Below are 25,902 nucleotides of genomic sequence, written 5' to 3'. Positions count from 1 at the left end.
GCATGGAGTATCGACCAGGCAAGGCTGGCACGCCTGTTATAAGGCATGTTTAACAAATGCCGTTCGCTTCGGCTGGACATGCCTGGTGATGGCACAATACTGCGTAATTCGGATAAGCCCGCGCAATCGGACTATTATTACGCGATCAAAAGGCGCGCATGTTCCTGGAGTTGCAGTGGAAATTCCCGGCCGTCTGCGTCCGGACGAGGAAGCCCGGCGTAGGCCGCCGGGCTTGTCCTCCGTTACTTGCAGATCGCCCCGGCCAGAAAGCCGCGCATCGCCTCGCCAAAGGGCGGCCGCATCATATATTCCGCTTCCACCATTTTGCTCTGGTGATAGACGGCGCGTGGATGCGAGAAGGCGAGGAAGCCGAATTTGCCGTGATAGGCGCCCATGCCGGAATGGCCGACACCGCCGAAGGGCAGGCCTTCGGCCGTGACGTGGCTCATGCAGTCGTTGACCGTCACGCCGCCGGACGTCGTATTGTCGAGAACGCGGGCCTCCTCTTCACCATCCTGGCTGAAATAATAGAGAGCGAGCGGGCGCGGCCGGGCGTTGATCCGATCGATGACGTCGGCGATATCGCGATAGGGAAGAACCGGCAGCACCGGCCCGAAGATTTCCTCTTGCAGCACGCGCATATCCTCGCTCGGATCCAGAATGAGTGTCGGCGGTATGCGGTGTGCCGGTTGCTGCGAGAAATTCTCCGCCGCCGGGTTGATCTCGACGATACGGGCGCCCTTGGCTCTGGCGTCGTCGACCAGGCCCTGGACGCGGGCGTGATGGCGGGCATTGACCATAGAAGTGTAATCCGGATTTTCCTTCAGCGTCGAATACATTGCGGCGACCGCCGCCATCGCGTGCTCGGCAAAGGCTTCGACGCTTTCCTCCGGCACATAGACATGGTCCGGCGCCAGGCAGATCTGGCCGGCATTCAGCGTCTTGACGGTCATGACGCGGCGGGCCGCATCCGCCAGATCGGCCGAGCGCCCAACGACCACCGGCGATTTGCCGCCGAGTTCAAGTGTGAGCGGCGTCAGGTTTTCCGCCGCCGCACGCATGACGTGATGGGCGATTGCGGTGCCGCCGGTGAAGATCAGATGGTCGAAGGCAAGTGATGTAAAGGCGGTACCGGTCGCCGGTCCACCCTGAACGACGGCGATTTCCGAGTCGTCGAAAGCGCGGGCGACGAGTTCCGCCATCAGCGCTGACGAAGCCGGCGTCACCTCCGACGGTTTGATCATGGCGCGATTGCCGGCGGCGAGAATGCCGGCAAGCGGCGCGAGGGCGAGCTGATAGGGAAAATTCCAGGGGCTGAGGATCCCGACCACGCCCTTCGGCTGATAGACCACTTTGGCGACGGCATCCGGGAACAATGCCTCGTGCTCTTCCGGCTTCAGCCATTCGGCCAGATGTGCCTTGGCATATTTGAGCGAACCGACGCAGGTAAAAACGTCGAGCAGCAGGCTTGCCTCGACACTGCGGCTGCCGAAATCATCCGAGAGAGCCGCGGCAATCGCGTCCTTGTTGTCGACAAGAAGGGCGACGACGCGGTCGATGCGATCGATGCGGGTGTCGATATCAGGCGGCCCTTCTTTCAGGAAGGATGCCCTTTGCCGGGCAAGCAGCGCCTTCATGGCGTCGGGACTGGTATCGGTAGCGATTGGGGCGACGGTGTTCATTCTTTCCTCCCTTGAACGATGTCAGACGGCCGGCTGACGCACGACCGGTTTCAGCACGATGCCCTTTTCCGCATCCTCCACCGCCCGGTTGAGGTCGGCGAAATCATAGAAGGTGACCAGCCTGTCGAAGGGGAAGCGGCCCTGCCTGTGGAGCTCGATCAGCAGAGGGATCAGCACGTCTGGATTGGAATCACCCTCGACGATGCCGCGCACCCGGCGTCCACCGGAGAGGATATGGGTGAGGTCGAGTGTCAGCGTCGCGCCGTGCGGCGAGGCGCCGACGATGCCGCAGGTGCCGCGCGGCGCCAGCACCCGCACGCATTGATCGATGACGGCAGGCACGCCGGAAGCATCGATCGCATAATCGACACCGGCGCCAGTCAGCGCCATGATCGCGGCAACGGCATCGTTCGCCTTGCCGTTGACGATATCGGTCGCGCCGAGCTCGGCGGCAAGCGCCAGCCTCGCCTCGTTGACGTCGACGGCGATGATCCTGGAAGCGCCGACGATCCGCGCCGCCATCACGGCGGCTAGGCCGACCGAACCCAGGCCGAAAACCGCGAGCACTTTTCCGGGTTCAACTTTCAGCGCATTCATGACCGCGCCGGCGCCGGTCTGGATGCCGCAGGCGAGCGGCCCGAGCAGCGCCAGATCCGCATCTTCAGGCACTTTGACGATATTGCGCTCATGGCAGAGCGCGTGGCTGGCGAAAGAGGATTGCCCGAAAATATTGCCGTTCACCCGCTCCCCCCTGCAGGAGAGCCCGCTCGAACCATCGGCGCGCGAACCGAAGAAATTGCGCGGGAAGAATTCGTGGCAATAGGTCTCTTCGTGATCGTTGCAGCTCGGGCAATGGCCGCAGGAATTGAAGGTCATGACGACATGATCGCCTGGGACCACCTTGGCAACGCCCGGCCCGACACGCTCGACGATTCCAGCACCTTCATGACCGAGCACGACCGGCTGCGGCACCGGCAGGTGCTGGTCGCGCATGACGATATCGGTGTGGCAAACCCCGGTCGCGACGACGCGAACCAGGATTTCCCCCTCGCGCGGCTCCTCCAGATCGAGGCTTTCCAGCGAAAACGGCTTATGCGGCGCACGCGCCACTGCGGCATGAATCTTCATGGTATCCTCTTCCCGATGATTGCCCCACGAAACGGCCCGGTACGCCTCGCCTCCGTCAGCGGCCGCGCTTATAGGCGCCGAGCCCCGGCTGATAGGTCTTGTCGTCAAGGAACTGTTTCAGCCCCTCGTCGCGTCCCTTGGTCTTGTCGAGAAACAGCATCTGCTCCAGCTTGGCGTAGATGTAGTCGTCGGCGAGATCCCAGGGCAGGTTGCGCACGCGCTTATAAGTGTCCTTGGCCGCCTTCAGCGTCACCGGGTTCTTTTCGAGCAGGCTGGCGCAGATCTTGCGGACCCGGGTTTCAAGCTCGGCGAGCGGCACGGCCTCGTTGACGAGGCCCATTTCGGCGGCCTTGCGTCCACCGAACAACTCGCCGGTCATGATGTAGTAGAGCGCGTCGCGATGGCGCATCACCTCGGCAACCGCGCGGGTGACGTTGCCACCCGGCAGGATGCCCCAATTGATTTCGGAAAGGCCGAAATTCGCCTCCTCGGCGGCAATGGCGAGATCGCAGGAAACCAGCGGTGTAAAGGCGCCGCCGAAGCACCAGCCGTTGACCATGGCGATCGTCGGCTTTTCGAAATACATCAACCGGCCCCACCAGCCGCCGGATTGGCGCCGCGCCTTCAGCGTCGCATCCCGCGGTTTGTCGTCATTGTCGCGGAAATATTCCTTCAGATCCATGCCGGCGGACCAGGACTCGCCGGCGCCGCGCAGGACGAGGACCCCGCAGCGCTCGTCGCCCTCGAGTTCATCGAGCACGTCCATCATCCGGGCGTTCAGAGCCGGGTTCATCGCATTGCGCTTTTCAGGACGGTTGAGGGTCACGAAAGCAATGCCATTGTCGAATTCGACCAGAACCGGCGATTTCATATCAGTCATGGGTCTACTCCATTGGTTTCGGCATGAATGCCGGGGCCGCTTAATCAGGCCTGTCGTTGAAGGGTTTCGTCGGAATGCAGCTGGCGCAGAACATGCTTCTGCACCTTGCCGGAGGCGGTGCGAGGAATGGTCTCGACGAAGAGGATGCGCGCCGGACGCTTGAAGGCGGCGAGCCTTGCGGCGCAATGGCCGGCAATCGCCTCACCCGTTACCGCAGCACCGGGCCGCAACACGATATAGGCAATGCCGCATTCGCCCCATTTGATGTCGGGAATGCCGAGGACCGCCACGTCGAGAATATCGGGATGGCCTGCGAGCGCGGCCTCGACCTCGGCGGGGTAAACATTTTCGCCGCCGCTGATATACATGTCCTTCAGCCGGTCGACGATGCGATAGAAGCCGTTTACCTCGCGCCGGCCGAGATCGCCGGTGCGGTACCAGCCGTCGGCGAAGGCGGCAGCGGTTTCCTCGGGCTTGTTCCAGTAACCGGGCGTCACCGCGGGGCCGCGCAGCCAGAGTTCGCCAATCTCACCTTCCCCGACGTCGCGGCCATCCTCACCGACGATGCGGATGTCGAGCAGCGGTGCCGGCAGACCGACGCTGCCGGGATTGTCCCGTACTGCGCGCCGGTCGATCGGCACGTGCAGCACCGTTCCGGCCTCACTCATGCCGTAGCCGTTGACCAGCGCCACGCCGTCGCCGAGATAGCTCTCGATCAAGGCCTGCGTCAGCGGCGCGCCGCCGACAAAGAGCGCATGCAGGCCGGAAAGAGCCGCGGCGCTATAGGCGGGATCGCCACGCAAGGCGAGCGCGATCTGTGGCACGGCGAAATAATGGGTGATGGCGCGCTGCCGGTCGGCAAGGGCTGCTAGTGTGCGCGCCGGCGTGAACCTGTCCGAGATGACGAGCGTACCGCCCAGCATCAATGTGGTGCGCGCCACGGCGATCAAGCCGATCGTATGGAAGAACGGCAGGTCGCAGAGCGCGACGGATCCTGGCCCGATCTCGCCAACGAAGGAAAAATTGATGGCGGCGAAGAAGGCGTTGCGGCGGGTAATGACGACGCCCTTCGGATGTCCCGTCGTGCCTGACGTATAGAGAAGGACGCAAGGCTGATCCGCATCGACGGGCACGGGCTTCACCGCGAGGCTCGCCTCGATCCGGGCGGCAAGCCCGCCCGGGTCACTTCCCGTCCAGATCACCATCATCTCGGGATCGACCTCGGCAAGGCTTTCCACCGCCGCCGAAAACTCTTCGTCATGGACCAGAAGTGCCGGCGCGCAATCGGCAAGAATCGGCCGAAGCTCGGCGGCGCTGAGGCGCCAGTTGAGCGGGACGTAGATGGCGCCGGCGCGCTGGCAGGCAAAGGCAAGCACGATCGAGTCGATCGAGTTGCGCGCCAGCATGGCGACACGCGCTCCATCCCGCCCTACCCCGAGCATCGCGCTCAAAAGGCCGGCGCAACGGGCGATGCGCGCATCGAGTTCGGCATAGGTCAGCTGCCGGCCGGTGGCGATCTCGGACAGAGCCTGAGCATCTCCCGCGACGCGGGCGCGGTACAGGATCGGATCATCCGTCACCAGCCCGCAATCCGCCGACGATGCCATCCCGGAAAAGGAATGCGCCATTTTCTCCTCCCCATGCCCGCCGCTCCTCCGCCACAGGCATCAAATTTGTATGCAACACATACTAATATCTTTTTCCGGCCAGATGCAAGAGGCTGGTTTTGACAAATCCGGCCCCCGAAGGCGGCGCGGGAAATTTCCCTGATGCCGCAAACACGGAGATATTGACTAACCCGCTGATTTTGATGGTTATGGCGCCTGAACGAAGCGAGACGAATGATGGCCGCAAAACCACCGCAGGACGAAATTGAGGCCGAGGAGGCTTCCGCAACGCCGCCGCTCGACGTCGGCCGGCTCGGCGATCTCTTAGGTTTTCACCTGCGCATGGCGCATGTGGCGATCTATCGCGACTTCGCCGAAACCATGGAGGAGCTTGGGCTGACGCAGAAGCAACTCGCGGTGATGGAACTCACCGCGGGCAATCCGGGCGCATCGCAAATCGACCTTGCCAATACGCTCGGCACCGACCGCGCAACGATGATGGCCCTCGTCAACCGGCTGGCAGCCCGCGATTTCATCGAGCGCCATCCTTCCGCGGCCGACCGCCGGCGCCAGGAACTGCATCTGACGAAGGCCGGACGTGCGATGCTCGCGCGGGCGCGCAAGCTGATCGACACGCATGAACAGCGTTTCATCGACCTGTTTTCGCCTGATGAATTGGATGGGCTGCTGGCGGCGCTGAAGCGGATCTATAAGGGGCACTGACCCCGCTTCCGCTTCGGAAGCACGCGGCATCCAAGCCTATAGATTTCTATTGGGAAAGTCCCGTGTTATGATCCCTGTCCAGGCGTCGTCCGCCGTGGGTTCTGCACACGGAGACTTGTCTCATGAGTGAAATGGACGTGCTTTTTGCCACCCTGCGGCAGGCGGCTGACCCGCAGACGGTCGAGTGCATCGAAAACGTCGTCAAGCATGGCTCGGATCGCGATCTCAATCGCATCAATGCGCTGGCCTTCGCCGAAAAACATCATCTCGATGAAGAGAGAACGATCGCAGCGCTGCTCCATGCTGCCCGCATAGGCGCGTTCGAAATGACCTGGAATGTGCTTTGCCCGGGATGCGGCGGCGTTCTCGACAGCGGCGCAACCCTGAAAGGCGTCGTCCAGGACACTTATCATTGCGCGCTGTGCGCCGCCGGTTACGAACCGACCCTCGACGAGATGGTCGAGGTAACGTTCACCGTCAGTCCGCGTGTGCGCAGGATCGCTGCCCATGATCCCGACCGATTGCCTCCGCTCGAATATTACCGCCAGATCTTCTTCTCCTCCGGCGTCGACCTGCCGGAGGATCTGGAAGCGAAGTTTCAACGCATCCTGCTGGAGATGATAGAGCTGGCGCCGGGCGAGAAGGCTTTCGTCTCGCTGCAGCTGCCTTCGCAATTCGTCATCATCTTCGATGCGGTCACGCACTCGGCGCAGTTCATCGATGTGCAGGGCGAGCCCACCGGTGAGCGCCAAAACCTCTCCATGGTCATCAGCCGGGGGCATGCGCTGAACGAAACCGTAACGCTGCGCCCGGGCTTGCTGCGGCTCGCCCTCGAGAACCACACCGATCGCCGCGTGGTGCCGAATGTCTGCATAGCGGGAGATGAGCTGCATGATCTTCTGGGCCGCCGGCGGCCTTTTTTGACGGCCAAGCGCCTGCTGACCAACCAGAGCTTCCGCGACATCTACAGGACCGACACGCTAGACGTCGACCAGCGCCTGAAGATCACCAGCCTGACTTTCCTCTTCACCGACTTGCGGGGCTCGACAGCACTTTACGAGCGCGTCGGAGATCTTGCCGCTTTCGATCTGGTGCGGGCGCATTTCCGCGTTCTTCACGAGATCGTAGCCACCGAGGCGGGAGCTGTCGTCAAGACCATCGGCGACGCCGTGATGGCGACCTTCCCGAGCCCGGACCGCGCCGTTGCGGCCGCGCTCCGCATGCGGGAGGCGATGCTTCGGTTGAATGCCGAACACGGCAGCGACGATCTTCTCCTGAAGATCGGCATCCATGAGGGGCCATGCCTCGCAGTCAACCTGAACGACCGGCAGGATTATTTCGGCCAGACCGTTAATATCGCCTCTCGCGTCCAGGGCCTTGCCGATCCCAATGTGATCATGACGACGGAGGCGATCGTCGGCGATATCAAGGTTTCGGAGATCCTGCGCGACAGCAGCATAAGCTCCGCCTCGCGAATGGCGGAACTTCAGGGCATCGGGCGGGAGGTCAAAATCTTCGCCCTGTCGTGAGGTTGGCCTGCTCTTCGAGGTCAAGTCAACTTCAGCAGTTTCCGCTAACGGCCGGAAGCAATCATCAAATATCAGTTAGTTCAACGGCTGCTTCGGGCCCTCAAGACGGTGAGAAAGGCCGGTGGAGCCGCTTCCCGAGAGCAGACGTCCCTTGAGGCGAGTTTCCCGACCCGCGCTACTCGCCTATGCTGGAAAGCAATTCGTCGAGCTGCTCCAACTGCTCCGACAATGCGGCCGCCGAGCCCTGCAGTGCTTCCTCAAGCGCCTCTTTGGACGGATAAATTTCGTGGAATTTCAATAGTGTCCTCCCACCTTGGTCATCGAAGGTCACGGTCGTGATCGCACCTTCTTCGCCCTCGTCGTTGGTCCAGACGATGCGTTCGTTCGGCACGACCTCGAGATACTTGCCGTAGAAGGCCATGGTGTCCGAACCGTCGGCGCCGAATTCCAGCCGATATTTGCCGCCGGTACGGACGTCCATATCACACGACACGAGCGAAACACCGGATACCGATTTTGGCACCCACCAGCGCTGGAACAGCTCGGGCCGGCTCCACGCCTTGTAAACCGTGCTCGGCGGCGCATTGAATATTCGCGTTACCAAGAGTTCGCGATCTCCTCTGCGCTCGACTGACGTGCGGTTCTGCGCACTATCTGCACTGTTAACTTGCTCAGTCATCGCTTCCCTCCTGTTTCATTTCGCTGATGATTTCGTCCAATGCTTCGAAGCGGGCCTCGAAGAGCTTGCGATGCGCCTCGATCCACTCGGCTTCCGCGTTGAGGCCGCGTTTCCCAAGCTTGCAGGTTCTCACCCGTCCGACCTTCTGCGTGACGACGAGCCCCGCTCGCTCGAGAACCTGGACGTGCTTCTTCATGCCGGTCAGCGTCATCTGGAACTGATCCGCCAGACTGGTGATCGACGCGTCCCCTCGCCCCAGCTGATCGATGATCCCGCGGCGGGTCGCATCGGACAACGCCGCAAACGAGAGATCGAGGGGAGAACCTAAATACTGAACCATATAGTTCAGTGTATAACCTGCTCGCGCAAGAAGCGCAAGCTTCTCTAATATTCAGTCGGTAGACCGGTGATCCGAGGGCATGCACCGCGGCGGCGACAAAAATCGTCTGGCGCAGGCCGACAGCTGCAGAAGTGCCTCGGCAGCTTCGCGCCCTCAAGACGGCCGTCAGGACGCCCGGTTTGTCGTTCTCAGGACGGCCGGTCGGCTATGAAACCGACAACGCCGCCAGTGAGCCGCACGGCAGCCAGCGTCTTTCTCGCAATAGTCAGTTGCTTCCCTCCCGATCACAAACCTGCCGGGCTTCAGGTAAGTTGAGCGAGGATATCGTCGACGACACTTCGGATGGCATTCGCCGTGTCAATATTATTGCCAGCCGGAAGATGCTCCCGGCTACGATGGTAGCGGAGCACCAGGGCCCGCTCGGCCGGCTCGAAGCCCGGCTCGTTCGGGCGCCCATCCAGCCGTCGGTTCAACGTCTCAACATCGATGTCGAGCACGAAAATCTTATTGAACAGGTCCAGAAATTTGTGGAAATTGCGCGAACCGCCACAAAAGAACGTGGCAGTATGGGTGGTGTCGGCAGCAATGGCTCGGACCTTATCGACAGGCCAGATCCAGTGAGCGTATCCCCAGGCGATACGGTCTACCCCTTCGGGTGGCCCTGCGAGCGCCCGGCCTGTCTCGGGGTCGCCGACATAGGCCAATACACGGTCACCATGGACAACATGGTAGCCCCGCCGCTCCAGTTCGGTAGCGACAGACGTCTTTCCAGTCCCCGAGCCGCCTTCGATCAGATAGTTCCTAATGCCCATGAGGCCTCTTTATCACGGCCTTCTATGCGGTGAGAAGACGCTCTACCTGGGGCGTGCCCAGCCAACGAGCATACTTGATCAAGTTTAGCATTCGGCACACTTGGATTAGGCGGACGGCGGGGAAAGTCGTGCTCCGCATCGCCTTGGTGCTGTCGAGGTCAAGTCCGATCGGCCGCTCCACCGCCCCGCCAACGCGCAATCTCCAGTCTCGCGCATCGAGGTCCGGCGGCGGGAATTGGTTTCGCACGAAGAACAGCTCGGTTGGGATCACCCGATCGGAGAGCGACGCAAACGGAAACTCGATATTTTCAGGGGATTTCTGTCGAACTATTAGGCTGGGCCGCTCTGGTGTCGGCATCGTCCTCGTCTCCCTTCCAAGAGCACAACGTCGGCACACGGTCGCGCGAACTCTGGTTCGATCACACCGCCCTCGCATTGCGCCTGTCGCGTTCTGACTTCGGCCGCATTCTAGCATATACCGCGCGTCCTCGGATCGACCTTGAACGGCAGCAAAGGGCCGATCTCAGACCTCGGCGGCAAGAACTCCGATGCCCGCTTTTTCGTTTTGGGTGTTGCAGCAGCGGACGGTCGGCCACCGGCCCCAAAGCGGTCGTTCACCCGATCCGTTGTGACGGTTATTCTTGGCGCATTGCAGTCCTACGTCTGTTGGGGCTTCCCTATCAATGTGATTTGAGATCCAAGACCGGCAAATTCGGGCTTTGACCAACGAGCCCGAGCCTAAGGCCAATCCGCATAACCCGAGGACAGCATGCTGTTTTCCGCGCCGGCGGAAGCGCGGGCGATGTCGCGGTAGCCGGCAGGGGAAAGGCCGGTCTTGCGCTTGAAGAAATGACTGAAATAGGTCGGGTCGCGAAAGCCGAGGCTGTCGGAGATTTCCTGGATATTGCGGGCCGAGCGCTCCAATCTGAGTTTCGCCTCCTGCACCACCCGCTCATGCAGAAGCTGAATCGGCGAGCGGCCGAGTGCCCTCTGGCAGATCGCATGAAGCCGGTCGGCGGTGACGCCCAGTTCTGCGGCATAATCGCTGATCGGCCGATGCCGGCGGAAACCGGCCTCGACCAGTTGCCGATATCGCTGCAGGATCGATCCGGTTTCGCCCTGCCCGCGCGGCTCGCTTCTCTCGCCGCCGGAACCGCGCCATAGCGTCATCAGGATCAGGCGCATATAGGCCGAAGCCACCATCCAGGAAGAGCGGGAGGGATCGGCGAGTTCCCGCACGAAGCCCGAAATTAATGGACTGATTTCGGCCACCAGCAAGGGGTCCGTCGCCGCGACCAGCTTGCGCTGTTCGGTGAAGATGCGCAGCGAATAGGATTCCACCTTGTCGCCGATCGCATCGACCATGACCTGCGCCGAGGCTCCGACGAGATGGGCGGCGGTTCCAGCAGAAATCGACAGGTCGCAACGCGCCTGCGGCGGCAAGAAGGCAAGCAGCGGCCCCTGCAATATCCGATCTTCGCCACTGTCGAAATGAAGCTCGGCTCGCCCCTCACTAAGCAGCAGGAAATGATAGAAATCGGCATAGAGTCCCTTTTGAAGACGGAGGCGCCGATGCGACAGCGACGGTGCATGCCATTCGCCCCTGGCATAGTGATGAATGCCGCCGTCCGTCGCCAATGCTTCTCCTCCGCTCGTCTCAAACATTGCCGCAATCGCCGGATAGTTACAATATTAACCCAATAAATCGCATTCCATCCGTAAATGATCGGCGTAACCTCACCGTCATCAGCCTTTGGGAGGAGGCATTCCGATAGACGCGGCAACGCTGAGACAGCCTTCGGGCTGATGCGTCCGCGCGTCTTCTCCCCTTGGCAACAATGCGGGGTGAAACGGTGTTTTCGGCAAAGCTGATGATCAACAACGAGGCGATGGAGGCTTCCCAAGGGGCGACCTTCGAACGCATCGATCCGCTGACCGGCGATGTCGCAACGGTCGCCTCGGCGGGATCCGTCGCCGACATGACGCGGGCCGCCAATGCGGCCGCTGCCGCCTTTCCCGATTGGTCGCAGACAGGCCCCGGCGAACGGCGCCGGCTGCTGAATGCCGCAGCCGATCTCCTGGAGGCCCGCACGCCGGAGCTTATTGCCGCCATGACCGGCGAAACCGGCGCCACCACGCAATGGGCGGCGATCAATTGCGGGCTCGGCGCCGAAATTCTTCGCGAGGCGGCAGCGATGACCACGCAAATCTCGGGCGAACTCATTCCGTCGGGCATTCCTGGCAGCCTCGCCATGGCCGTGCGCCAGCCGGCCGGTGTCTGCGTCGGCATCGCCCCCTGGAATGCGCCGATTATTCTCGGCACCCGCGCCGTCGCCATGCCGCTGGCCTGCGGCAACACCGTCGTGCTCAAGGCCTCCGAACTCTGCCCGAAGACCCATGGCCTGATCGGCGACATCCTGCGCGATGCCGGTTTTCCGCGCGGCGTCGTCAATGTCGTCTCAAATGCGCCAGGCGATGCCGCCGTCGTCGTCGATGCCTTGATCGCCCATCCGGCCGTGCGCCGCATCAATTTCACCGGCTCCACCCGTGTCGGCAGGATCATCGCCGAATCCTCGGCAAGGCATCTGAAGCACTGCCTGCTCGAACTCGGCGGCAAGGCGCCGTTCATCGTGCTTGCCGACGCCGATATCGACGAGGCGGTCAGTGCCGCCGCCTTCGGCGCCTTCATGAACCAGGGCCAGATCTGCATGTCGACGGAGCGCATCATCCTGCTGGATGAGATCGCCGACCATTTCGTCGGCAAGTTCGGGATGAAAGCTGCCACCCTCGTCGCAGGCCACCCCGGGGAAGGCAATACGCCGCTCGGCACGCTGATCAATGCAGAGGCCGTGCGCCGCGTCAGGTCGCTGATCGACGATGCCCTGCAGAAGGGCGCGGTCCTCGTCTGCGGCGGCGAGGCGCACGGCACGCTGATGGATGCGACCGTCATCGATCACGTGACGCCGGCCATGCGCATCTACCGCGAGGAGAGCTTCGGGCCGGTCGCGGCGATCATCCGGGTCGGTAGCGTCGACGAGGCCGTGACGGTTGCCAACGACAACGAATATGGGCTTTCGGCGGCGGTTTTCAGCGCCGATGTCAATGCGGCGCTCGCCGTCGCCATGCGGCTCGAATCCGGCATCTGCCACATCAACGAAGCCACGGTTTCCGACGAGCCGCAAATGCCGTTCGGCGGCGTCAAATCGAGCGGCTACGGCCGCTTCGGCGGCAAGGCGGCGATCGACGAATTCACCGAGCTCAGATGGGTCACCATGGCATCGGGAAAACGGCAATACCCGATCTGAACCACAGGTCGGCCGGAATGAACAGCGAAACGGGCGGGAGGCCCGCATCGAGAGGGAGGAATGATTTCATGAACGGAAAACTCAACGCGGCGACACTGACCCGCCGCTCTTTCATCGCATCGGCCGCGGCAGGCAGCGCGGCACTGGCGCTGTCCGGCCGCACGGCTTTCGCTGACGGCGATACGCTGAAGGTCGGCTTCATCAGCCCGCGCACCGGCCCGCTCGGCGGCTTCGGCGAGACGGACGGCTATGTGCTGGACCTCGCACGCAAGGCGTTGGCGAACGGCCTGCAAGCCGGCGGCAAGACCTGGAAGGTGGAGATTCTCGACCAGGACACCCAGTCCGATCCGTCGCGCGCCGGCCAGCTCGCGAAGGAGCTGATCAATAACCAGGCGATCGACCTGATGCTCGCCGTCTCGACGCCTGAAACCATCAACCCGGTGGCCGACGCCTGCGAGGCGGCCGGCGTTCCCTGCCTCTCCACGGTCATGCCCTGGGAAGCCTGGTATTTCGGCCGTGGCGCCAAGCCGGGGGCGCCCTCCCCGTTCAAATGGACCTATCATTTCGGCTTCGGCGTCGAAGAATTCCACAAAGCCTATGTTTCGCAGTGGAACCTGATCGAGACCAACAAGAAGGTCGGTGTCATGTATCCGAACGACGCCGATGGCAACGCGATCCGCGCCCATCTGGCGCCCGCCCTTGCCAAGGCCGGCTTCACCATCGTCGATCCCGGCGCCTATGAAACCGGAACGACCGATTTTACCGCGCAGATCGCTCTCTTCCGGCAGGAGGGCGTGGAGATCTTCAACTCCTTCCCGATCCCGCCCGATTTCGCCGCCTTCTGGCGCCAGGCCGCCCAGCAGGGCCTCACCCAGCAGATCAAGATCTGCCAGGTCGCCAAGACGGGCCTGTTTCCCTCCGACATCGAGGCGCTCGGCGATCTCGGCATGAACATCGGCAGCGCCGCCTACTGGCACAAGGCCTTCCCTTACAAATCCACGCTGACCAGCGTGTCGGGAGCCGAACTCGCAGACGGCTACGAAACGGCGAGCGGCAAACAGTGGACGCAGCAGCTCGGCGCCAGCCTGGCGCTTCTCGATGCCGGCTTCGATGCGCTGAAAGCGAGCAGCGACGTCAAGAGCAAGGAAGCCGTCGCCAAGGCGATTGCCACGCTGAAAACCACCACGATCGCCGGCAAGGTCGATTTCACCAGCGGCCCGGTCGCCAATGTCTCGCCCGGGCCAATCATCGGCACGCAATGGGTGAAGGCGCCGGAAGGCTCGAAATTCGCGCTCGACTATGTCGTCACCGAAAACGCCACCGATCCCAACGTCCCGGTCGGCGCCAAGCTCATCGCTTATAACGGGTAACGCACGGTGCAGCAGCTAGCTCAAAATCGGCCGGGAGGAGCCTTTCTTTCGGCCAAAGGCATCCACAAGCAGTTCGGCGCCCTCGTCGTCCTGGAGAACCTGGACTTTTCCATGGGCGATGGCGATGCGGTCGGCATCGTCGGGCCGAACGGCGCCGGCAAGACGACGCTGCTCTCCGTGCTCGCCGGCGCCTTCCCGCCAAGTGCTGGAACCATCACCTTCGACGGCGCCGACGTCACGGGCCGGACGGCGGCGGAGCGCTGCCGGTCCGGGCTGGTGCGGACCCATCAGGTGCCCAAACCCTTCAGCGGCATGACGACCTTCGAAAATGTCTTCGTCGCCGCATCGCACGGCCATGCCGCAAGCCGCGACGAAGCCTATCAGCGTGTGGTGGATTCGCTTTCGCTCTGCGGCATGCTTGGCGTCGCCAACCGTCCGGCCGACACGCTCGGCCTTCTCGATCGCAAACGCCTGGAGCTTGCGCGTGCGCTCGCCACGCAGCCGCGGCTGCTGCTGCTCGACGAGATCGGCGGCGGCCTGACCGATGGCGAAGCGAGCGAGCTCGTGGAAACCATCCTCGAATTGCGCCGCCGCGGCATCGGCATCGTCTGGATCGAGCATATCGTTCATATCTTGCTGCAGGTGGCGGAACGGCTGATCTGCATGGACGCCGGCAGGATCATTGCCGATGGCGAGCCGAAAGCGGTCATGAGCAATGCCGAGGTGGTCAAAGCCTATCTCGGAGGGACGCCGGCATGAGCCTCCTTTCCATCCGCGACCTCGACGTCCGCCACGGCCTGCTCCAGGCGGTGCGCGGGGTCAGTTTCGATATCGCCAAGGGCGAGGTGCTGGCGCTGGTCGGCGCCAACGGCGCGGGCAAGACGACGTTGCTCCGATCGATCGCCGGCGCCCACCTTCCGTCTGCCGGGCGCGTTCTTCTCAACGATGAAGACCTGGCCTCCGTGCCTTCCCACAAACGGATCGCCAAGGGCATTGCCCTCGTGCCGGAGGGCCGCCGGCTGTTTTCGCAGATGACCGTGGAAGAGAACCTGCTTCTCGGAAAGAGTTGCGGCCGGACGGGCGAGTGGAGCATCGATCGCGTCCTCGACGCCTTCCCGAACCTCAAACCCCGCCGCCACGCCAAGACGGGGCACCTGTCGGGCGGCGAACAGCAGGCGACCGCGATCGGCCGGGCGCTGATGAGCAACCCTGACATTCTGCTGCTTGACGAAGTCTCGCTCGGGCTTTCGCCGCTGGTCGTGGACCGCGTCTACGCTCAGTTGCAGGCATTGCTGACCTCAGGAACAACAATCGTGCTCGTCGAGCAGGATCTTGCGCGCGCCATGAGCGTCGCAAGCCGTGTCATCTGCATGCTGGAAGGACGCATCGTGCTCGACCGGCCGGCTGCGGCCGTCACCCGCGAGCACGTCACCCAGGCCTATTTCGGGCTCCACCGGGCAGCCGGCGAAAGGAGCCCATCATGATCAACTCCCTCATCCAGGGCATCCTGCTCGGCGGCTATTACGCCGCCATCGCCTGCGGCTTGTCCTTCATGTTTTCGGTCATGCGAATCATCAATCTCGCCCATGGCAGCCTGGCGGTCGCTGCCGCCTACGGGCTGTGGCTGCTTGCCGCCAAGGCCGGCATCCCGCCTTTCGCCGGCCTGCTGATCGTGCTGCCCGTCATGGCGGTGATCGGCTGGTTGCTGCAGCGCTTCATCCTCGAACGCAGCGCCCTCGGCGGCACGCTGCTGCCGATCCTCACCACCTTCGGCCTGTCGATCGTCATCGACAATCTGCTGTTCGAGCAGTTCGGCGCCGATACACGGTCGCTCGCACCCTTCATCGGCAACCTGTCCTATGCGTCCTGGCAGTTGCCGGGCAACATCTTCGTCGGCAAGCTTGCCGTGATGATGATGGTGACGGCAATCCTCCTTCTCGGCGCGCTGCAATTCTTCCTTAGCCGCTTTGCGCTCGGCCGCGCCATCCGCGCCACGGCCGAAGATCCCGATACGGCGGGGCTGGTCGGCATCGATGCGCGCCGGGTGAATGCCGTCGCCACCGCGATCACCATGGTGACGATCGGGATCGCCGGCGCCTTTCTCGGCATGCGGGCGACCTTCAGCCCCTATGCCGGCGGGCCGCAGCTGCTCTTCGCCTTCGAGGCGGCCGTGATTGGCGGAGCGGGATCGCTCTGGGGCACGCTTGCCGGCGGCATCATTCTCGGCCTCGCCCAATCGCTCGGCGCGCAGCTGCATCCGCAAGGCTTTCTGATCGGCGGCCATGCCGTGTTTCTGCTGGTCCTTTTCGTCAGGCTGTCCCGCTTCGGCATGCCTCAACTCGACAAGCTCGGCGCATTCTTGAATTTTCGCGCCCGTCTTCGGAGCCCGACATGACATTCGTCTCTAACGGAATATCGATAGAGCGCTGGACGAGAGCTTCGCGGCTGGCGCTTGGCTCGATGGCCGCAGTGCTTGCCCTGCTGGCGCTCGCTCCCGCCGTGCTCGGCGCCGGCGCGATCGACAGGCTGACGGCCCTCTTCATCTACGTGATCCTTGCCGCCATGTGGAATGCGCTCGCCGGTTTCGGCGGGTTGGTCTCGGTCGGCCAGCAGGTGTTCTTCGGCCTCGGCGCCTATTTCACCATTCGGCTCGCCGATGCCGGGCTCGACCCCTTCGTCTCGGTCTTTGCCGCCGCGATCGTGACCGGCGCGCTGTCGATCCCACTCTCGCTCTTCATGCTGCGGCTGAAGGGCGGCGAATTCGCGATCGGCATGTGGGTCGTGGCCGAGCTCGCCCATCTGCTCGTCAATCTCGACCGGCTGATTCAGGGGGAAACCGGGACGTCGCTGATCTCGCTCAACCTCTATGACAGCGGCATGCGGCGGGCAACGATCTACTGGCTTGCGCTGGCGTCCATGGCGGCCCTGCTCGGCGCTCTCTTCATGCTGATGCGCAGCCGCGCAGGGGCAGCGATGCAGGCAATCCGCGACAATGAAGAGGCGGCGACCTCGGTCGGCGTGCGGGTGAGCGCGACCAAGCGTCTGCTCTTCGTGCTCGCCGCTTTCGGCATTGCGGTCGCCGGCGGCCTGTGGCTGGCGACCGCCACCACCTTCCAGCCGAAGACCTATTTCAGCGTCCAATGGACGGCCTACATGATCTTCATGGTGCTGGTCGGCGGGATCGGCAAGTTCGAAGGCGCTATCCTCGGCGCCATCCTGTTCTTCCTCATCGAGACCTTCTTCGGCGGAGCCGGCGTCTGGTATCTGATCGGCCTCGGCGCCACCGCCCTGATTTTCTCCCTCTACCTCCCACGCGGGCTCTGGGGCGAAGTGGAGCGTCGCTTCGACTTCCAGCTTCTGCCCGTCGGCTACCGGCTGAAACTTCCCGGTCCGATCAAAATCAATTGGAAAGAATGAGCCGGCTTGCTCCGGAGTTGTTGTGAAAGGTGACGTTCATGCTTTTTGGTAAAACAATCCTGGTGACCGGCGTGGCCTCCGGCATTGGTGCCCGCACTGCGGAACTGGCCGGCCAGATGGGGGCCGAGGTCATCGGCGTCGATGTCCGCGAACCGGCAAATGGAAGTGCCGTTTTCATCAAGGGCGATCTGTCCACGCCATCGGGCGTAGCCGAGATCGTTGCACGGCTCCCGGCGCGTCTCGATGCGCTCGCCAATGTCGCCGGCCTTTCCGGCAGCACCGGCGTCGTCTCGACGCTCGCGGTCAATTTCTACGGTCTGCGCGCCCTGTCGGAAGCCGTGGCGCCGCGACTGCGCGAAGGCGGTGCCATCGTCAACGTCGCCTCGATCGCCGGTTACGGCTGGCGGGCCAATCTCGAGCGGGCGAAGTCGCTGACATCAGTCGAGGGCTTCCCCGATGTGGCGGCGATCGTTGCCGAACACGGTCTCAAGGACGAGCAAGCCTATCCGCTCTCCAAAGAGCTTCTGCTGCTCTGGACGATGCGCGCAGCCCACCAGCCGCTGTTCAAACAGCGCGGCATCCGCGTCAATGCTGTCAGCCCCGGGCCGGTGGAAACGCCGATCCTCAAACAATTCCGCGCCGTGCTCGGCGATGCCAGGGTCGACAGCGACATCACCCGCGTCGGCCGTGCCGGCACTGCCGCCGATATCGCGCCCGCCGTGCTCTTCCTCTGCTCGGATGGCGGACGCTGGATCAACGGCGCCAATCTTGCCGCCGACGGCGGCCTCGAAGCGTCCATCAACGCCGACGTCCTCGGCTTCTAGTTTTCTTGAGGAGACCTACGATGAATATTTCCCTGCTTATCAATGGCGCGGACCGCGCGGCTTCCGGCGGCCGGACCTATGACCGCATCGATCCCTTCACCGAGAAACTCGCAAGCCGCGCCGCCGCGGCAAATCTGGACGATGTCGCCGCCGCCGTCGATGCCGCCTCCGCCGCCTTCAGCACCTGGTCGAAGACCGGCCCCGGCCAGCGCCGCGCGAGCCTGATGAAGGCTGCCGATATCATGGATTCGAAAGCGGGCGAATTTACCCGGCTGATGATTGAGGAAACCGGCGCCACCGCGCCCTGGGCCGGCTTCAACGTCATGCTCGCCGCCAACATCCTGCGCGAGGCCGGCGCGATGACGACGCAGATATCAGGCGAAATCATCCCTTCCGACAAACCCGGCACGCTTGCCATGGGCGTTCGCCAGGCGGCCGGCGTGTGCCTTGCCATCGCGCCCTGGAACGCGCCAGTCATCCTTGCCACCCGCGCCATCGCCATGCCGATCGCCTGCGGCAACAGCGTCATTCTCAAGGCATCCGAACAATGCCCGGGCACGCACCGGCTGATCGCGACGGTGCTGACGGAAGCAGGCCTGCCCGCCGGCGTCATCAACGTCATTACTAATGCGCCGGAGGATGCGCCGGAGATCGTCACCGCGCTCATCGCCCATTCCGCCGTCAGGCGCGTCAACTTCACCGGCTCAACAAAAGTCGGCAAGATCATCGCCGAGACTTGCGGCAAATATCTCAAACCCGCCCTTCTCGAACTCGGTGGCAAGGCCCCGCTTGTTATCCTTGACGACGCCGATATCGACGGCGCCGTCAATGCCGCCATTTTCGGCGCTTTCATGCATCAGGGACAGATCTGCATGTCGACAGAGCGGATCATCGTCGATAGCTCGATCGCCGATCAGTTCGTCGCCAGACTGGCAGCCCGCGCCAGCCAGCTCCCGGCCGGCGACCCGCGCGGCCATGTCGTTCTCGGCTCGCTGATCAGCCTCGATGCCGCCAAGAAGATGGAAGAGCTGATCGCCGATGCGACGGCCAAGGGCGCGAAACTCGTGGCCGGCGGCAAACGCACCGGCACCGTGGTCGAGGCCACACTGCTCGACCACGTCACATCGGACATGCGCGTCTATGCGGAAGAATCCTTCGGCCCGGTCAAGCCGATCATCCGCGTCTCGGGCGAGGAGGAAGCGATCCGCATCGCCAACGACACCGAATACGGTCTGTCCGCCGCGGTCTTCAGCCGCAACATCCAGCGGGCAATGGCGGTTGCGGCGCAGATCGAATCCGGCATCTGCCACATCAACGGCCCGACCGTGCACGACGAGGCGCAAATGCCCTTCGGCGGCGTCAAGGGCAGCGGCTACGGCCGCTTCGGCGGCAAAGCGGCGATCGCCGAATTCACCGACCTGCGCTGGATCACGGTCGAGGATTCCGCCCAGCATTATCCGTTCTGATAGGGAGACGCATCACCGCGCCACAACGGCCATTGCGGTTGTGGCGCGGTCGATATTCAGGCCGAGAAGCCATCCAGCGCATCGGCAAGCTTCAGCCAGAGATCATGGGGAGGCAAGGAATTGGCCGCGATTCTTCATCGGAGACGCGGATCCGAAGGCGGTACCGTTCGATCTGAAGCCGGCCAGCATCCGGCGAAATTTCGCCGCCTTATCCGCGAACTGGTCCGAACCTCGCTCCCCCAGGACCGTGCGGATCGTCACCAGGGCGAGATTGAAGTTCTTCTGCAATTGTCCGAAGGCGCCGCGATGTTTGTCCCGCATACCTCCATGGAGATCACCGTGGGCCAGAGCGGCCATCGCGTCGTTGAAATCGGAGAAATTGTCGCCAATCGACACGATCAGTTCATTGAGGCTAGTGGCCGAACGGGAGAGATCCGGATCGGCATAGTCGGCTTTCATCCGCCGCGTCAGATCCCCGCCCAGGACAGCCGTCGCCAATGCCGCGATCTCACCGGAGAATCTGGCTTTCTGATCGTTTCGATCGGTTGGCGCTTCAATGCTGTCGGGATCATCAGGAACGCGATCCACCGCCGCATTCCAACCCCGGGCCGTTCGTTGTCTCGACCATGCACACCGAGCCTTAGCGCAAGGCACCGCAGCCGCAAGACCAGCGGTAGTTCATAAGTGCACAACTGCCATGGACCATGTCGTATTCCCCGTACCCTACCAACCTCGTGCCGCTGCACGTCACACAGTGACAAGCGCGATCCCATCCAAGGCGGCAACGTTTAAGAAAGTGCTTCGGCGCCGCCCCGCTCGGATGTTTTGCGCGCAAAACGGATAGTATCGACGCATTTTGATGACTGCCGTCCGGCCTGCCGCGCGTTTACTGAAGGCGGCAGCTCGACATGGCGCAGGCGCGCTGGTGACCCGAGGGCTTGGAGAGGGCTAAAACAGCAATTCGCCGGTGGAGAGCTTTCTCAGCGCGACAGCGATATTGGCAAGCAGCGCTTCCTTTCTCGGGCCACGATCGGGATAGCGGGTCATGTTGTCGCCATTGTGCATGAAGACGTATCCGCCGCGGCCCGTGGGGGTTGGATATTGCCAGATCCAGTCCGCCGGCTTCGGATCGTGCTCGGGGCCGATATCGGTCAGCCAGATCGCGCCCGGAGGCGGGTCGGTCCATCCGCGCACATACTGGCCGAAAACGCCTTTCCAGCCATCGAAACCCTCGCCGAGATCGGAAAAGATCCCGAAGCGGTCGTCGCGGATGCGAACCCTGATATTGGTGAAAGGACGCGGGGGAACGGCGTGAAACGGCGCCATGAAGGGCAGCCATGGCTGGCATGGCTCCGCGGCGATGATCAGGTTTCCGCCCCGGGCGAGAAACCGGATTAGATCCTCGGCCCGGCTCTTGAGAAAAAACTCGTCATGGCTGCTTGGGATGTAGAGCGTGTCGGTCTTTCCGAGCATTTCGGAGCCGAGCTGGTAAAGCGGAGCGAAAGATGTTTCGAAGCCGGCGTGTCCGAGGCTGTCTTCCAACCCGTCCGGATGCCACTCCGACGGAACATGCGAGCATTGCAGATAGGTGAACCGGTTTCTGGCCGGCCGCTCGATCCCGAGTTCGCGGTTCAGCCAGGGATAGAAGGATCGGAGGAAACGCGTGGTCGCCGGCATGAAGCGCTGGCCGTTGTGCGAATGCGGGTCCAGCGTCGCGAGCAGCAGGCGTCCGCCGCCCGGCAGCGACGGGAAATCGAGAAACAGACTGCCGCCTCCATCGTCGATCTCGAGAATGGAGCGCGCGCCTTCAGGAATATTGTAGGACCCACCCCAATGCCAGCTCATATGCGAAAGCGGCAGGCTTTCGGTGATCGGGTGGTGCGGCTCGGAGAGCCTGACCTCCAGCTTTTCGCCCTTCGTCCACCACAGCCAGTCACGGCAGTTTCCGGGCGTCCAGCGAAGTCCCGGAATGTCGAGCCAATCGGCATGGCCCTGCAGGCAGACGACGAGAATACCGCCGCCTTTGAGATAGGCGTTGAGCTGGGGCGCGTGCGGAAGCGCTGCGCCCGCATCCATCGCATCCGGCATGACGACGGCGGCGTAGCGCGACAGATCCAACTTCGGCAGGTCGTGGATATAGATGAGCTCGTCGATATAGTGACGGAAATCCTGGAAGCTTCGCAGCTGCCAGCTGTTGCCCCAATGGATATAGGCGATGCCTTTTCCCGGCATGGCGGCGTCAGCCATCGGAGCGGGCTCCTTCATGACGAAAGACGGGCGCGTAGGTGTGCTTGGCCAATCCGTCGAAATCCGCGCGCGCGATCGGCAGGTCGTAGAGATCGGTCAGGTTTTCGGCGCTCAGCGCATCCGCCGTCGGCCCCAGGACATAGCGGCTGCCGCTGGTCATCAGCAGAACGTCGCTCGCAATCTCCACCGCGTGTTGCGGCATATGAGTGGAAAAGGCGATCGTCATGGCGTGCCGATCCCGCAAATGCTCGAGCAGGCGCAGGACCTTGTCCTGGTTTTTGTAGTCGAGCGCGGCGCAGGGTTCGTCGAGAACCAGGAGTTCGCATTCCGATGCCAGCGCCTGGGCGATCATCACCAGCTGGCGCTGGCCGCCGCTCAGCGAAGGCCTGCTGTTCGAGATGTTCGATATCGAGCATATGGAAATAATGCCGCGCGATCTCATAATCCTTCCGGCCCGGCGCGCCAAACAGGCCGAGGTGGCGCGCCCTTCCCATCAGAACGATATCGAGGGCGGAATAGGAAAAGGGCACTTCGAAAAGCTGAGGCACGAAACCCACCTGCCCACTGACAGAAAGCCGCCCCGACTTCGGCTTGATGACGCCGATCAGCGTATTGATGAGGGTCGTCTTGCCGACGCCATTGGCGCCGAGCACGGCCAGTATCCGCCCCCGCTCCAGGCGGAGGCTGTAATTCTTCAGGATGGTTTTGCCGCCGCGCTCGACGGTGAGATCGCTTGCCTCAATCACCGGACCAGCCTCCCCTCGCATGCAGGCGGCGCAGGATCACCGCAAAAACCGGAACACCGATCAGCGCGGTGATGATGCCGAGCGGGATCTCGGCGGTGCTCACCGTCCGCGCGAGATCGTCGACCATCAGCAGATAGATCGCGCCGATGACGCCGGAGACCGGCAGCAGCCGCTGATGATCGGCACCGACGAGGGCGCGGGCGACATGCGGAATGACGAGGCCGACCCAGCCGATGATGCCGGAGGTCCCGACCACGCCCGCCGAAATCAGCGCCGAAGCCAGCAGGATGATCCACTGCACCAGCACGACCTTGGTGCCGAGCGCCCTCGCCTTTTCCTCGCCGAGCGACATGATGTTGATCTGGAAGCGCAGGAGATAGATCGCGATGGCGGACGGCACCACCGCCACCGCCGTCAGCAGAACATCCCAATAGATGCTGGATGCGATGCTGCCCATCAGCCAATAAGTGATGGCCGGCAGTTTCTGGAAGGGATCGGCCAATAGTTTGGCAACGGATATCGCCGCCGAAAAGAAGGCCGAGATGACCACGCCCGCCAGAACCAGCGTCAGCATGCTGGTGCGGCCCCTGACCGTCGACAGCAGTTTGACGAGGAAAATGCTGCCGATGCCGAAGAGGAAGGCCATGGCCAGGAGAATGTAGCCCTGCAATCCGATGAGGATCGCCAGCGTCCCGCCGAAGCCGGCGCCTGAGGTCACGCCGATGATGCCGGGATCGACCAGCGGATTGCGGAAGAGCCCCTGCAGCGCCGCCCCCGAGATCGCCAGGCCGAAGCCGACGACAACCGCCGCCATGATGCGCGGCAGGCGAACCTGCTCGACAACGACCTCCTGCACCGGATCCCAATAGGGCGTGACCAGCGGGTGGACGTTATCGATCAGGATATAGGCGACATCCCGCACCGACAGATCGTAGCGGCCGATCGTCACCGAATAGAGGATGGCGGCGACGAGAAGGACGATCAGGGCGGGCAGGACGGAAACCGAAAGCAGTTTCCGCCCCGCCGAGCCGGGTGCAGTTGCGTTTGGCGGCCGCGCAGCTTCGCCTGCCCGACGCGCGGCTTCGCCTGCGCGTGGGTTAACCGAAGAGGTGGACATATTTGTCCGCCGGCGCGTTGCTGTCGGATTCGAGGATCGCCTTCAGTTGGTCGTCGGTCAGCTCGGCGCCGTAGATCAGCTTGTAAGCGTCGCGGATCTGCTTTCTGAAATCCGGCGCGAAGTCGGCGCCATGGGCAACGGCCGCCAGCCATTCCGAAGTCAGGAAAATCTCAGGCGCATCCGGCGTGCGGGCAAAGACCGGCTGCTTGTAGACGCGCCGTTCCTTGACCGCCTTGAGATTGGCAAGCAGCGGATTGCCGAAGAAATCCTGGGGATTGAGATCGCTCGCATAGGCCGGAATGACGATGATATCGGGGTTCCAGACCAGCAGCTGTTCGAAATCGACGGTGCGCCACCATTCGCCGCTCTTGTCGGCGGCCGGGTTGGTGACGCCGCTGAGCGAGAGGTCCTGCGAACCGTTGGCGATGACCTGGATCTGGTCGGCCACCTTGTCGATGTGCAGGACGGAGGGAAGTGCTGCCTTGTCGAGCTTGGCGACCTTGCCGCCGAGCGCCTTCAACGTCTCGGCCTGCGCCTTCAGGATCGCCTGAGCGCGGTCGTTGCGGCCGGTCATGTAGCCGGTCAGCGAGATATAATCGAGGCGATCCTGCTCCGTGCAGCACTGCCAGCCGACGACGGTCAGGCCGACGCGCTCCAGCGGCTCGATGAGCTTTTGATCATGGGTCCACTGGATTACCGCATCGGGCTTCTCAGCCAGGATCGCCTCGACATTCGGCACGAAACCGTCCTGAGCGGCGCTGGCATTGATCTTCGGCATCTCGGGCAGAATCTAGGCATAGATGCCCTTGGTGAAGTAACGCACCAGCGAATCCTTGTTCATGCGGGCGATATGATCCGCCTTGCCGTCGATGGCGCGATAGATGCTCGGCGCCGACCGGACGATCGTCACCACCCGCTCCGGCGGCTTTTCGAAGGTGATCGCCTTGCCGCGGTGATCGAGAAACGAACTCTCGGCATGCAGCGTTGCCGGCAGGAAAAGCGACAGGGACATTGCCAAGGCAGAAGCCTTGTTGCGGCGGGACATGGACCACTCCTTTGACTGGCACCCCGGCTCCGTGATGTCAGGAGCGGCGGCGGTAGCAGGGAAATAACATGAGTTCTCTAGTCATGTTATTTCCCGCTGTCCAGCACAAGTTGGGGCCGGTGAGCGCGTGCCGAGTAATGGACGCCGGCCGGCACCCCACCTCGCGAAACACCGAGATCCGAAACCGAGCCCGGTTTGAGGTCAACGAGATCTGTCGCTCATCATTATGCGCCAACTTCGCGGACCGCCGGGACACTGGGTATGGTAGTGTTATAAAGAGTGAATGGCGCTGCTTGAGCCGCAATCGTCATGGCCGCAAGCGCACCTGCCGGGCGCAGATTGTCGATGGTGATTGGTCCGCCGAGAGCCGGATGAAGTTTGGACGCGTAGATTTGCCCCACCTCCAATTCGCCATGTGCAAGCATGAGGCGCTTGAACATCGGCTTTCCGTCCTCGTCCGGATTGTCGTATGAATCTGCGTTCACACTGCCGATCGCGATGCCCAACGTGATTTTGGGATCCATATCAGGCTCGGGCGAAAACAGTTCCGGACAATTGACGCGTCCATAAAGCATATTGATTTCGACAACTTTATAATCTTCGTTCCAGGCAACCAATTCCCCGAAAGCCGAAAAACCGAGAACATGCGTTCGCTCCGGCTTCAAATCCTGATCGCCGCCAAGAACCAGTGCCATGATGGGCTCATACTCGTTCGGATTGCAGAACTGGAAATATCCTCGCAACCATTTGCCCACGGAATGAAGGCTCATGAAGTCAAGAAAACTATCCGGAATACGACCACGGTAAGCGTCCAGGGTGCTGGACGGCAACGGAGATCCGCCCTGCGGTTCGCCAAAATCCTTCAAAGCATTTTGATAGGTGATGAAAAGGTCGGTCATCGCTTCTGCCTTTGTCGAGGGGTGCGTACACATGCGATAAATGCGGAGCACAACCAATAAATCGCGCAGTTGTGAGGCGTATCAAG

At 62.6% G+C, this 25,902-nt stretch carries 25 protein-coding genes and 1 pseudogene; 10 read left to right on the top strand and 16 right to left on the bottom strand.

Annotated elements, in window-relative coordinates; translation table 11 throughout:
• Positions 1-242: 242 nt before the first annotated feature.
• The 4 genes from FHX03_RS15345 to FHX03_RS15330 are packed head-to-tail and all read right to left on the bottom strand — an operon-like array spanning position 243 to position 5,318.
• Positions 243-1,682 (bottom strand): coniferyl aldehyde dehydrogenase, encoded by a 1,440-nt coding sequence (locus FHX03_RS15345; RefSeq protein WP_097629909.1) that lies wholly within the window; start codon positions 1,680-1,682, stop codon positions 243-245.
• A gap of 21 nt (positions 1,683-1,703) precedes the next feature.
• Complete coding sequence (locus tag FHX03_RS15340) at positions 1,704-2,810, bottom strand: NAD(P)-dependent alcohol dehydrogenase (RefSeq protein WP_183854380.1); 1,107 nt, start codon at positions 2,808-2,810, stop codon at positions 1,704-1,706.
• 55 nt (positions 2,811-2,865) lie between these two features.
• Positions 2,866-3,690 carry a p-hydroxycinnamoyl CoA hydratase/lyase gene (locus FHX03_RS15335; RefSeq protein ID WP_064844721.1) on the bottom strand — a complete coding sequence of 275 codons (825 nt, stop codon included), beginning with the start codon at positions 3,688-3,690 and terminating at the stop codon, positions 2,866-2,868.
• Positions 3,691-3,734: 44 nt separating this feature from the next.
• Complete coding sequence (locus tag FHX03_RS15330) at positions 3,735-5,318, bottom strand: AMP-binding protein (protein WP_183781357.1); 1,584 nt, start codon at positions 5,316-5,318, stop codon at positions 3,735-3,737.
• Between the two features lie 216 nt (positions 5,319-5,534).
• Here FHX03_RS15330 and FHX03_RS15325 point away from each other — a divergent pair, with 216 nt between their 5' ends.
• A complete protein-coding gene (locus tag FHX03_RS15325; RefSeq protein WP_097629934.1) occupies positions 5,535-6,020 on the top strand; it encodes a MarR family winged helix-turn-helix transcriptional regulator in 486 nt (161 codons plus the stop codon).
• A 122-nt stretch (positions 6,021-6,142) separates the two neighbouring features.
• The gene (locus FHX03_RS15320) at positions 6,143-7,549 is read left to right on the top strand and encodes an adenylate/guanylate cyclase domain-containing protein (protein ID WP_183854378.1); all 1,407 of its coding nucleotides are present in this window, start codon (positions 6,143-6,145) and stop codon (positions 7,547-7,549) included.
• A 175-nt stretch (positions 7,550-7,724) separates the two neighbouring features.
• On the opposite strand, the gene FHX03_RS15315 is transcribed toward FHX03_RS15320, so the two are convergent.
• From FHX03_RS15315 to FHX03_RS15300, 4 genes are all read right to left on the bottom strand, one after another.
• Positions 7,725-8,228: an SRPBCC family protein gene (locus FHX03_RS15315; RefSeq protein WP_097629913.1), complete on the bottom strand. Its 504-nt coding sequence runs from the start codon at positions 8,226-8,228 to the stop codon at positions 7,725-7,727.
• On the bottom strand, positions 8,221-8,568 hold the full coding sequence (locus tag FHX03_RS15310) for an ArsR/SmtB family transcription factor (RefSeq protein WP_183781365.1): 348 nt from the start codon (positions 8,566-8,568) through the stop codon (positions 8,221-8,223). Before FHX03_RS15310 ends, FHX03_RS15315 begins: the two co-directional genes overlap by 8 nt.
• A gap of 302 nt (positions 8,569-8,870) precedes the next feature.
• Entirely contained in the window at positions 8,871-9,380 is a 510-nt protein-coding gene (locus FHX03_RS15305; protein WP_097629916.1) for a nucleoside kinase, read from the bottom strand.
• A 738-nt stretch (positions 9,381-10,118) separates the two neighbouring features.
• On the bottom strand, positions 10,119-11,018 hold the full coding sequence (locus FHX03_RS15300) for a helix-turn-helix transcriptional regulator (RefSeq protein ID WP_183854413.1): 900 nt from the start codon (positions 11,016-11,018) through the stop codon (positions 10,119-10,121).
• Between the two features lie 200 nt (positions 11,019-11,218).
• On the opposite strand from FHX03_RS15300, the gene FHX03_RS15295 reads away from it, so the two are divergent.
• The 8 genes from FHX03_RS15295 to FHX03_RS15260 all read left to right on the top strand — a co-directional run bounded on the left by FHX03_RS15295 (position 11,219) and on the right by FHX03_RS15260 (position 19,762).
• Complete coding sequence (locus tag FHX03_RS15295; RefSeq protein ID WP_183781369.1) at positions 11,219-12,685, top strand: aldehyde dehydrogenase; 1,467 nt, start codon at positions 11,219-11,221, stop codon at positions 12,683-12,685.
• Positions 12,686-12,753: 68 nt separating this feature from the next.
• On the top strand, positions 12,754-14,055 hold the full coding sequence (locus FHX03_RS15290; protein ID WP_183854376.1) for an ABC transporter substrate-binding protein: 1,302 nt from the start codon (positions 12,754-12,756) through the stop codon (positions 14,053-14,055).
• Positions 14,056-14,061: 6 nt separating this feature from the next.
• Complete coding sequence (locus tag FHX03_RS15285; RefSeq protein ID WP_097629920.1) at positions 14,062-14,814, top strand: ABC transporter ATP-binding protein; 753 nt, start codon at positions 14,062-14,064, stop codon at positions 14,812-14,814.
• Positions 14,811-15,539: an ABC transporter ATP-binding protein gene (locus FHX03_RS15280; protein ID WP_097629922.1), complete on the top strand. Its 729-nt coding sequence runs from the start codon at positions 14,811-14,813 to the stop codon at positions 15,537-15,539. Before FHX03_RS15285 ends, FHX03_RS15280 begins: the two co-directional genes overlap by 4 nt.
• Entirely contained in the window at positions 15,536-16,450 is a 915-nt protein-coding gene (locus tag FHX03_RS15275; RefSeq protein WP_183854374.1) for a branched-chain amino acid ABC transporter permease, read from the top strand. Before FHX03_RS15280 ends, FHX03_RS15275 begins: the two co-directional genes overlap by 4 nt.
• Positions 16,447-17,472 (top strand): branched-chain amino acid ABC transporter permease, encoded by a 1,026-nt coding sequence (locus FHX03_RS15270; RefSeq protein WP_183854372.1) that lies wholly within the window; start codon positions 16,447-16,449, stop codon positions 17,470-17,472. The genes FHX03_RS15275 and FHX03_RS15270 overlap by 4 nt, the downstream gene beginning before the upstream one ends.
• A gap of 38 nt (positions 17,473-17,510) precedes the next feature.
• Positions 17,511-18,296 (top strand): coniferyl-alcohol dehydrogenase, encoded by a 786-nt coding sequence (locus tag FHX03_RS15265; RefSeq protein ID WP_097629925.1) that lies wholly within the window; start codon positions 17,511-17,513, stop codon positions 18,294-18,296.
• Between the two features lie 20 nt (positions 18,297-18,316).
• Positions 18,317-19,762: an aldehyde dehydrogenase gene (locus FHX03_RS15260; RefSeq protein WP_183854371.1), complete on the top strand. Its 1,446-nt coding sequence runs from the start codon at positions 18,317-18,319 to the stop codon at positions 19,760-19,762.
• Between the two features lie 102 nt (positions 19,763-19,864).
• On the opposite strand, the gene FHX03_RS15255 is transcribed toward FHX03_RS15260, so the two are convergent.
• The 8 genes and pseudogenes from FHX03_RS15255 to FHX03_RS15230 all read right to left on the bottom strand — a co-directional run bounded on the left by FHX03_RS15255 (position 19,865) and on the right by FHX03_RS15230 (position 25,816).
• Positions 19,865-20,350 carry a chemotaxis protein gene (locus FHX03_RS15255; RefSeq protein WP_210298554.1) on the bottom strand — a complete coding sequence of 162 codons (486 nt, stop codon included), beginning with the start codon at positions 20,348-20,350 and terminating at the stop codon, positions 19,865-19,867.
• A gap of 360 nt (positions 20,351-20,710) precedes the next feature.
• The gene (locus FHX03_RS15250) at positions 20,711-22,009 is read right to left on the bottom strand and encodes a hypothetical protein (protein WP_183854370.1); all 1,299 of its coding nucleotides are present in this window, start codon (positions 22,007-22,009) and stop codon (positions 20,711-20,713) included.
• Positions 22,002-22,361 carry an ABC transporter ATP-binding protein gene (locus FHX03_RS34475; protein ID WP_246699247.1) on the bottom strand — a complete coding sequence of 120 codons (360 nt, stop codon included), beginning with the start codon at positions 22,359-22,361 and terminating at the stop codon, positions 22,002-22,004. Before FHX03_RS34475 ends, FHX03_RS15250 begins: the two co-directional genes overlap by 8 nt.
• A gap of 265 nt (positions 22,362-22,626) precedes the next feature.
• Positions 22,627-22,776, bottom strand: a pseudogene (locus tag FHX03_RS34470) (ATP-binding cassette domain-containing protein); the annotation flags it as partial.
• The gene (locus FHX03_RS15240; RefSeq protein WP_246699246.1) at positions 22,748-23,872 is read right to left on the bottom strand and encodes a FecCD family ABC transporter permease; all 1,125 of its coding nucleotides are present in this window, start codon (positions 23,870-23,872) and stop codon (positions 22,748-22,750) included. The gene FHX03_RS15240 and the pseudogene FHX03_RS34470, both read right to left, overlap by 29 nt.
• Positions 23,853-24,650, bottom strand: a complete 798-nt coding sequence (locus FHX03_RS15235) for an ABC transporter substrate-binding protein (protein ID WP_246699245.1) — start codon at positions 24,648-24,650, stop codon at positions 23,853-23,855. The genes FHX03_RS15240 and FHX03_RS15235 overlap by 20 nt, the downstream gene beginning before the upstream one ends.
• A gap of 12 nt (positions 24,651-24,662) precedes the next feature.
• A complete protein-coding gene (locus tag FHX03_RS34465; RefSeq protein WP_246699244.1) occupies positions 24,663-24,917 on the bottom strand; it encodes a hypothetical protein in 255 nt (84 codons plus the stop codon).
• A 224-nt stretch (positions 24,918-25,141) separates the two neighbouring features.
• Positions 25,142-25,816 (bottom strand): GAD-like domain-containing protein, encoded by a 675-nt coding sequence (locus FHX03_RS15230; RefSeq protein WP_183781390.1) that lies wholly within the window; start codon positions 25,814-25,816, stop codon positions 25,142-25,144.
• Positions 25,817-25,902 lie beyond the last annotated feature (86 nt).

Origin of the sequence: Rhizobium sp. BK456 (assembly GCF_014194045.1) — a bacterium.
Taxonomy (GTDB): domain Bacteria; phylum Pseudomonadota; class Alphaproteobacteria; order Rhizobiales; family Rhizobiaceae; genus Rhizobium; species Rhizobium redzepovicii.
The sequence above is the reverse complement of the archived record's forward strand: the minus strand, read 5'-3'. Positions and strand labels throughout refer to the sequence as shown.

Bases quoted from the DNA above. Each gene is read 5' to 3' on its own strand.
- FHX03_RS15260 (WP_183854371.1), top strand. From the start codon at position 18,317: ATGAATATTTCCCTGCTTATCAATGGCGCGGACCGCGCGGCTTCCGGC.
- FHX03_RS34475 (WP_246699247.1), bottom strand. From the start codon at position 22,361: ATGATCGCCCAGGCGCTGGCATCGGAATGCGAACTCCTGGTTCTCGAC.
- FHX03_RS15240 (WP_246699246.1), bottom strand. From the start codon at position 23,872: ATGTCCACCTCTTCGGTTAACCCACGCGCAGGCGAAGCCGCGCGTCGG.
- FHX03_RS15325 (WP_097629934.1), top strand. From the start codon at position 5,535: ATGGCCGCAAAACCACCGCAGGACGAAATTGAGGCCGAGGAGGCTTCC.
- FHX03_RS15310 (WP_183781365.1), bottom strand. From the start codon at position 8,568: ATGGTTCAGTATTTAGGTTCTCCCCTCGATCTCTCGTTTGCGGCGTTG.
- FHX03_RS15265 (WP_097629925.1), top strand. From the start codon at position 17,511: ATGCTTTTTGGTAAAACAATCCTGGTGACCGGCGTGGCCTCCGGCATT.
- FHX03_RS15250 (WP_183854370.1), bottom strand. From the start codon at position 22,009: ATGGCTGACGCCGCCATGCCGGGAAAAGGCATCGCCTATATCCATTGG.
- FHX03_RS15235 (WP_246699245.1), bottom strand. From the start codon at position 24,650: ATGCCGAAGATCAATGCCAGCGCCGCTCAGGACGGTTTCGTGCCGAAT.
- FHX03_RS15230 (WP_183781390.1), bottom strand. From the start codon at position 25,816: ATGACCGACCTTTTCATCACCTATCAAAATGCTTTGAAGGATTTTGGC.
- FHX03_RS34465 (WP_246699244.1), bottom strand. From the start codon at position 24,917: ATGTCCCGCCGCAACAAGGCTTCTGCCTTGGCAATGTCCCTGTCGCTT.
- FHX03_RS15320 (WP_183854378.1), top strand. From the start codon at position 6,143: ATGAGTGAAATGGACGTGCTTTTTGCCACCCTGCGGCAGGCGGCTGAC.
- FHX03_RS15280 (WP_097629922.1), top strand. From the start codon at position 14,811: ATGAGCCTCCTTTCCATCCGCGACCTCGACGTCCGCCACGGCCTGCTC.
- FHX03_RS15275 (WP_183854374.1), top strand. From the start codon at position 15,536: ATGATCAACTCCCTCATCCAGGGCATCCTGCTCGGCGGCTATTACGCC.
- FHX03_RS15330 (WP_183781357.1), bottom strand. From the start codon at position 5,318: ATGGCGCATTCCTTTTCCGGGATGGCATCGTCGGCGGATTGCGGGCTG.
- FHX03_RS15305 (WP_097629916.1), bottom strand. From the start codon at position 9,380: ATGGGCATTAGGAACTATCTGATCGAAGGCGGCTCGGGGACTGGAAAG.
- FHX03_RS15290 (WP_183854376.1), top strand. From the start codon at position 12,754: ATGAACGGAAAACTCAACGCGGCGACACTGACCCGCCGCTCTTTCATC.
- FHX03_RS15270 (WP_183854372.1), top strand. From the start codon at position 16,447: ATGACATTCGTCTCTAACGGAATATCGATAGAGCGCTGGACGAGAGCT.
- FHX03_RS15335 (WP_064844721.1), bottom strand. From the start codon at position 3,690: ATGACTGATATGAAATCGCCGGTTCTGGTCGAATTCGACAATGGCATT.
- FHX03_RS15295 (WP_183781369.1), top strand. From the start codon at position 11,219: ATGCGGGGTGAAACGGTGTTTTCGGCAAAGCTGATGATCAACAACGAG.
- FHX03_RS15340 (WP_183854380.1), bottom strand. From the start codon at position 2,810: ATGAAGATTCATGCCGCAGTGGCGCGTGCGCCGCATAAGCCGTTTTCG.
- FHX03_RS15345 (WP_097629909.1), bottom strand. From the start codon at position 1,682: ATGAACACCGTCGCCCCAATCGCTACCGATACCAGTCCCGACGCCATG.
- FHX03_RS15315 (WP_097629913.1), bottom strand. From the start codon at position 8,228: ATGACTGAGCAAGTTAACAGTGCAGATAGTGCGCAGAACCGCACGTCA.